The sequence below is a fragment of the Methylobacterium sp. D54C genome, assembly GCF_053345595.1.
Genome location: NZ_JBKFAK010000037.1, coordinates 21693 through 28125, shown reverse-complemented (window position 1 = coordinate 28125; position 6433 = coordinate 21693). Strand labels below are relative to the sequence as shown.

At 66.8% G+C, this 6433-nt stretch carries 7 protein-coding genes; 6 read left to right on the top strand and 1 reads right to left on the bottom strand.

Annotated features, from left to right (window positions below; genetic code table 11):
• Positions 1 to 300 (bottom strand): transposase (locus ACLBYB_RS30535; RefSeq protein ID WP_447701066.1); only part of this gene is annotated, 300 nt, incomplete at its 3' end.
• Positions 301 to 610: 310 nt separating this feature from the next.
• On the opposite strand from ACLBYB_RS30535, the gene ACLBYB_RS30530 reads away from it, so the two are divergent.
• The 6 genes from ACLBYB_RS30530 (at position 611) to ACLBYB_RS30505 (ending at position 6404) form a co-directional block, all read left to right on the top strand.
• On the top strand, positions 611 to 1009 hold the full coding sequence (locus ACLBYB_RS30530; RefSeq protein WP_447701065.1) for a VOC family protein: 399 nt from the start codon (positions 611 to 613) through the stop codon (positions 1007 to 1009).
• A gap of 741 nt (positions 1010 to 1750) precedes the next feature.
• On the top strand, positions 1751 to 2986 hold the full coding sequence (locus ACLBYB_RS30525; RefSeq protein WP_447701064.1) for an urea ABC transporter substrate-binding protein: 1236 nt from the start codon (positions 1751 to 1753) through the stop codon (positions 2984 to 2986).
• A 5-nt stretch (positions 2987 to 2991) separates the two neighbouring features.
• Complete coding sequence (locus ACLBYB_RS30520; RefSeq protein ID WP_056530332.1) at positions 2992 to 3858, top strand: branched-chain amino acid ABC transporter permease; 867 nt, start codon at positions 2992 to 2994, stop codon at positions 3856 to 3858.
• Positions 3855 to 4922, top strand: a complete 1068-nt coding sequence (locus ACLBYB_RS30515; protein ID WP_447701063.1) for an ABC transporter permease subunit — start codon at positions 3855 to 3857, stop codon at positions 4920 to 4922. Before ACLBYB_RS30520 ends, ACLBYB_RS30515 begins: the two co-directional genes overlap by 4 nt.
• Positions 4919 to 5677, top strand: a complete 759-nt coding sequence (locus ACLBYB_RS30510; RefSeq protein ID WP_056530338.1) for an ATP-binding cassette domain-containing protein — start codon at positions 4919 to 4921, stop codon at positions 5675 to 5677. Before ACLBYB_RS30515 ends, ACLBYB_RS30510 begins: the two co-directional genes overlap by 4 nt.
• Position 5678: 1 nt before the next feature.
• Positions 5679 to 6404 carry an ABC transporter ATP-binding protein gene (locus tag ACLBYB_RS30505; protein ID WP_447701062.1) on the top strand — a complete coding sequence of 242 codons (726 nt, stop codon included), beginning with the start codon at positions 5679 to 5681 and terminating at the stop codon, positions 6402 to 6404.
• Positions 6405 to 6433: the final 29 nt, after the last annotated feature.

Sequence of the window (6433 nt, the reverse complement as noted above, 5' to 3'; positions counted from 1 at the left end):
ACGTTCGAGGTCGCGCACGCGCCGCTCCAGCTCACGAACCCGGCTGGTGCCGACGACCTCCTCGTCGGCGTGCACGGCCTGATGGCCGCCCTCCAGCATGCGCCGCTTCCACGAGAACAGCAGGCTGAGCGAGATGCCGTAGCGGCGGGCGACGAACGACACGGACGAGCCGGGCTGCTGGCTCTCCTCGACGAGGCGGATCTTCTCGGTGGTGGACCAGCGCCGTCGACGCTGAACGCCGGTTAGGATCTCGCCGTGCACCGGCGGGGCGGTCGGATCGGATGACATAGCCTTACCCATAGGCCAACGCCTATGCCTTCGTGAGCTATGCCGCCTGTCCGGTCAAAACGGGGTGCGGTTCAGATAGCGACCCAAGTCAGCTGCTTAGATCGACCCACCTGCAATCCCGAAGCGGACGCGCACGATCGTTTGAACCCTATGATCGAACGCGGTTCTTGACGGTCTTCTGCACGCTGCTAAGCCCATTCTCGGACGTGTAGAAGCCACAGCCCGGTCGGTAGTCCGGGTGGCCTAGCGCTCGTGCATGGCGGCCGCCATCAGCAGCCGACTACCAGCGCGTCCTTTCCGGTGAATGGGAAAGGTGCGTCCAGTGAAGCTCAATCACATCAATCTCACGAGCATCGATATTCCGGCGGATGTCTCGATGTTTGAGACCTATTTCGGATTACGCACGTTAGTGATGCGCGGGAAGGCAATCGCCGTCATACAAGACGATGATGGTATGGTGCTAGTCCTCAATGATTTCGCGAAAAAGCGAGGCACCTTTGCTTATCCTGAGGATAGCGATATTCATCATATCGGATTCATCCAAGATAGCCGAGAACAGGTCGATGCGCTTAATACTCGCCTAAAAGCCGATGGCTGGGACGTGCCTGAGCCGCGTGACTACCACGGTGCTTGGACGTTCTACTTTAAAGCAAAGGGTGGCTATTTCATCGAGGTTGCAACTCAGACCCAACTTCGGCGCAGAGACACCGCCGCCATCTGACAAAGTATCACGGCTCGAACTCAACGACTGGTAGCCTGATGTACGCTTCTGCCGTGTTGTGCGGCAGAAGCGCACCGTCTCCAGACCACCCCAAGCGGTCCTACGGCTACCGACCCAACTCGGACGCTCAGACCTCTGTCGCAGCTTCTCCAAAGCGGCCGTTCCTCCGCCCTTCGACAACTTCAGCTCAAAGCGGCACACCAACCTTCATCCGCTATATGCACTCGGACATGTCCCTTACAGAACTCTGCAGGTTATCCAGTGCGTGCGCTCTTACTCGGACAGGTTCCTAGCGCGTCATCCGGTCGATGGGACGGCCGCCGTCCGCCTTCTTGCACGGCAGCGCGAAAATCTCGCCTTGCGCCGTCCGCACCTCGATCTGGTGCAACTTCAGCACGATCTGCTCCGCGCTCCTCTTCTGATCTCACCGCATGACCGACCCCTTCGAGCTTGGCTGATCCTCTCAATCAGCCCGGTCGGGAGGCAGCTGGTCACGACATGCCGAGATTCTCGCGCGCCATCGGCCGGGTCGCTGTCGCTGACTCGTGATCGTTGTGTGGCATTTCCACGGCCGCGACAGGCGGACAGTACCACTGACGCTCGGTGCACTCCCGGTCGCCGCTCCGATTTATGACCGATCTGTGAGATTGGTTGGCATCGACTTTGCGAACCCTTCGCTCACCCGCTTCCGGTCTCCGGACCCGAAGCGCGAGGCGGAGAGGAGTTCGGGGGATGGGTGCAATGGACCGCCGGAAGGTGCTGAAACTGTCGATGGCGGCCGCGGCCGGCACCGTCGCGATGCCGTTCGTCGCGCGGAAGGGGCTCGCCGCCGAGCCGATCAAGCTCGGCAGCCTGCTCGACGGCTCCGGCGCGCTGGGCCTCGAAGGCAAGCGGATGATCGAGACCACCGAGTACGCGGTCGAGCAACTCAACAAGGCCGGCGGGCTCCTCGGGCGGCCGATCCAGCTCATCGCCTACGACACGCAATCGTCGATGCAGCTCTACACCCAGTATGCCCAGCAGCTCGCACTCAAGGACAAGGTCGACGTCATCCAGGGCGGCATCACTTCGGCGTCGCGCGAGGCGATCCGGCCCATCTTCGACCGCGCGCGCACCCTCTACTTCTACAACACGCAGTACGAGGGCGGCGTCTGCGACCGCAACGTGTTCTGCACCGGGTCGACCCCCGCGCAAACCGTCAACCACATCGTCGATTACGCCCTTAAGAACTGGGGCAAGAAGGCCTACATCGTCGCGGCAGACTACAATTACGGGCACATCACCGCGAGCTGGATGACGAAATTCATGAAGGATGGAGGCGGATCGGTGCTCGGCACCGACTTCTTCCCCCTCGACGTCACCAACTTCTCGTCCGCGATCAGCCGCATCCAGCAGGCGCAGCCCGATCTCGTCCTCTCGGCGCTGGTCGGCGCCAACCATTCGGGCTTCTATCGCCAGTGGGACGCGGCGGGCATGAAGTCCAAGATCCCGGTCGGGTCGAGCGTGTTCGGGCTCGGCGACGAGCTGACGACGATGGATCCCTCCACGACGAACGGGATCATCACCTGCTACGGCTGGTACAACGACCTCGACACGCCCGCGAGCAAGGCCTTCGTCGCCGGCATGCAGGCGAAGTTCGGCGCCGGCGTCACCGATCTCAGCGAGCTCGACACCGCCACCTACGAGGGCATCCTGTTCTGGGCCGAGGCGGTGAAGAAGGCCGGCTCGATCGAGCGCGACAAGGTCATCGCCGCCCTGGAGAGCGGCCTCAGCATCGAGTCCCCGACCGGCACGGTCACCATGGACGGTGCCACCCACCACACCATCCGCAACACCTATCTGGCCCGCCCGAAGGACCGGAAGTGGGAGATCATCGCCACCTTCCCGAACTCGTTCCCGGCCGACACCGGCGGTGCCTGCGACCTGATCAAGAATCCGCGCACCAACAAGCAGTTCACGCCGGACCTGAAGGGCTGAGGGCGATGGATCTCGCCGGGCTGCTCGCCTTCAACGTCGTCACCGGCATCGCCACCCTGGTCCTGATCACCCTCGGCCTCGGGGTGATCTACGGGATGATGCGCATCATCAACCTCGCCCACGGCGAGTTCATGATGCTCGGCGCCTACACGGCGGTGATGGCGAGCGGGGCCGGGGTCAACATCTGGATCGCGATGCTCGTCCTGCCGCCCCTGGTGGTCGGCGTGATCGGGCTGATCCTGGAGCGCACCGTCATCCGCTTCCTCTACGGCCGGATGATGGACACGATGCTCGCCACCTGGGGCATCAGCCTGGGCTTGATCGGGCTGATCACCACGCTCTACGGCAACGTCGTGCGCGGCGTCTCGACGCCCGTCGGCAGCTTCGACATCGGGCGCTACGGGGCGAGCCTCTACAGCCTCGTCATCGTGGCGACGGCGCTGACCGCCCTGGCCGCGATGTTCCTGGTGCTGCGCTTCACCAAGTTCGGCCTGATCCTGCGCGCGACCATGCAGAACCCGCGCATGGCCGCCGCGCTGGGGGTGCAGCCGAACCGCGTCTACATGGCGACCTTCGCCCTCGGCGCGGCCCTGGCGGGCCTCGCCGGCGGCGTCCTGGCCCCGATCTCGGGCGTCTCCCCGGCCATGGGCGCGGCCTACATCGCCCGCGCCTTCATCACGGTTCTCGGCGGCGGCCCCGCCATCGTCACCGGCACCGGTCTGGCCTCCAGCCTGTTCGGCGTCATCAACGAACTCGTCTCGTTCAAGACGACGCCGGTCATCGGCGACGTCGCCCTCCTCGTCGCGGCGATCCTGCTGATCCGCGTCCTCCCGCAAGGCATCACCGGCCGCTACCTGAGGCGCAGCCTATGACCTCCGCAGCTCCCGCCCGCCGGCTCTCCGCCGCGGGCTTCCTGGCGACGCTGGCCCTCGGCCTCGCCATCCTGTTCGGGGCACCGCACGCCCTCGACACGTTCGGTCTGGTTCAGTGCACCGGCTTCGCGGCGCTCGCGATGTTCGGCCTCTCGCAGGGCTTCGTCTGGGGCTTCGCGGGGGTGATGTCCTTCGGGCAGGCCGCCTTCCTGGGTCTCGGCGGCTACGCCTACGCCGTCGCGGTCCTCAACATGGGCGACAGCACCGTGCCCGTCCTGCTGTCGATCCTGGTGCCGATGCTCTTCGCCGGCATGCTCGGCTACTTCATGTTCTACGGGCGGATCAGCGACGCCTATATCGGCGTCATCACGCTGACCGTGTCGGTGATCCTGTTCCAGCTCGTCAACGCCACCTCCGGCAGCCAGTACCGGATCGGCGCGGCGGAGCTGGGCGGCTTCAACGGCATCCCGGCGATTCCCGCCCTCAACGCGCCCGGCCATCCCGACGAGCCGCTGGACATCGAGGGGATCTGGTACGCCGCGATGGGGGCCCTGATCCTCGTCTACGCGCTGCTGCGGGCGATCCTGGCGAGCCGCCTCGGCCGCGTGGTGGTGGCGATCCGCGAGAACGAGACCCGGGCCCAGCTGATCGGCTACGACCCGCGCCTCTACAAGCTCATCGCCTTCATGATCGCTGCGGGGGTCGCGGGCCTCGCCGGCTGTCTCTACGCCAACTGGGGCGGCTTCATCAGCCCGACCGTGTTCGGGCTGCCGATGTCGGCGCAGGTCATCATCTACGTCCTGGTCGGCGGCCTCGGCACCCTCGTCGGGCCGATGCTCGGCGCGGTGCTGATCCAGGCGCTGATCATCGCCGCCGGCAGCCAGAGCGCGGTCGATTCCAACCTCGGGCTCGGTGTCGTCCTCGTCGGCTTCGTCCTGCTCGTGCCGCAGGGGCTGATCCCGGTCGCCCGCGGCCTCGGCCTCCGCCTGCTGGAGCGGGCCCGGGCGCCCCGGGCCTCGGGCGGGAAGGCGAAGGACGCGCTCGCCGCGGGAGGCGCGCGATGAACGCTCCCACCCCCCTCACCGGCGCCCACGGGGCGCCCCTGCGCCCGCTTGTCGAGGCCCGCGGCGTCACCATGCGGTTCGGCGGGGTGACGGCGGTGGCCGACGTCGATTTCACCCTCGGCGAGGTCGAGCTGCGCTGCCTGATCGGGCCCAACGGCGCCGGGAAGAGCACCTTCTTCAAGATCCTGACCGGTCAGCTGAAGCCCACCGAGGGCCGGATCCGCCTGCGCGACACGGACATCACCGGGGCCGAGCCCCACGCCATCGCGCGGCTCGGCGTCGGCATCAAGACGCAGGTGCCGAACGTCTTCAACGGCCTCTCGGTCCACGAGAACGTGTTCGTGGCGGCCGGGCGGCGCAAGTCCATCGCCCGCACCCGCGCCATCGTCGACGAGACCCTGACGCGCCTCGACCTCACCGGGATCGCCGGACGCATCGTCGGCCAACTCGCGCACGGCCAGCGGCAATGGGTCGAGATCGCCACCGTGCTCGCCCAGGAGCCCGAGCTGATCCTCCTCGACGAGCCCGCCGCTGGCATGACCCACGAGGAGGTCCACCGCACCGCCGCGCTGATCCGCGAGATCAACCGCACCCACGCCCTGATCGTGGTGGAGCACGACATGCCGTTCATCCGGATGATCGCCAAGACCGTGACGGTGTTCAACCAGGGCCGGATCCTCATGGAGGATACGGTGGACGCCGTCCTGGCCGACAGCCGCGTGCGCGACGTCTATCTCGGCAAGCAGGCCGCCTGACATGACCGACCCTGCCAGCCCGCCGCTCCTCTCCGTCGAGGGCCTGCATTCCGGCTACGGCCGCATCCCGATCCTCGGCGGCGTGACCCTCGCGGTGCGCCCCGGCGAGTTCGTCGGCATCCTCGGCCACAACGGCATGGGCAAGACCACGCTGCTGCGCACCCTGATGGGCTACCTGCCGGCCACCGCCGGGCAGGTCCGGTTCGACGGGACCGACATCACCCGGCGCAGCCCGACGGCCCGGGCGCGCATGGGCCTCGGCTACGTGCCCCAGGGGCGTGAGATCTTCCCCGCGCTCAGCGTGCGCGAGAATCTGCGCATGGGCTGCCTGCTCGCGAAGCGGGACGAGGACGAGACCATCGGGGACATCCTCGCCACCTTCCCCCGGCTGAAGGCCTATCTCGACCGGCCCGGGGGTGCCCTGTCGGGCGGCGAGCAGCAGTTGCTGGCGCTGGCCCGCTGCCTCTGCGGCGGCCCGACCATCCTCCTGCTGGACGAGCCGACGGAGGGCATCCAGCCCTCGATCATCGAGGAGATCATCGAGAGCCTCCTGCGGATCGGGCGCGAGCGCGGCATCGCGCTGCTCCTCGTCGAGCAGAACCTGACCTGCATCACCGGCCTCTCGGAACGCATCCTGATCCTTCAGAAGGGCGTCATCACCCGCGAGGTCCCGCCCGAGGTCGCGCGCAACCGGTCGCTGATCGACGAGTTCGTCGGCATGGCCTGAGCGGCCGCCGGATCCCCTCCCCTTCGCCA

What these genes read in the sequence shown, in the direction of transcription:
- ACLBYB_RS30525 (WP_447701064.1), top strand. Translation starts at nt 1,751, where the DNA reads ATGGACCGCCGGAAGGTGCTGAAACTGTCGATGGCGGCCGCGGCCGGC.
- ACLBYB_RS30520 (WP_056530332.1), top strand. Translation starts at nt 2,992, where the DNA reads ATGGATCTCGCCGGGCTGCTCGCCTTCAACGTCGTCACCGGCATCGCC.
- ACLBYB_RS30515 (WP_447701063.1), top strand. Translation starts at nt 3,855, where the DNA reads ATGACCTCCGCAGCTCCCGCCCGCCGGCTCTCCGCCGCGGGCTTCCTG.
- ACLBYB_RS30510 (WP_056530338.1), top strand. Translation starts at nt 4,919, where the DNA reads ATGAACGCTCCCACCCCCCTCACCGGCGCCCACGGGGCGCCCCTGCGC.
- ACLBYB_RS30505 (WP_447701062.1), top strand. Translation starts at nt 5,679, where the DNA reads ATGACCGACCCTGCCAGCCCGCCGCTCCTCTCCGTCGAGGGCCTGCAT.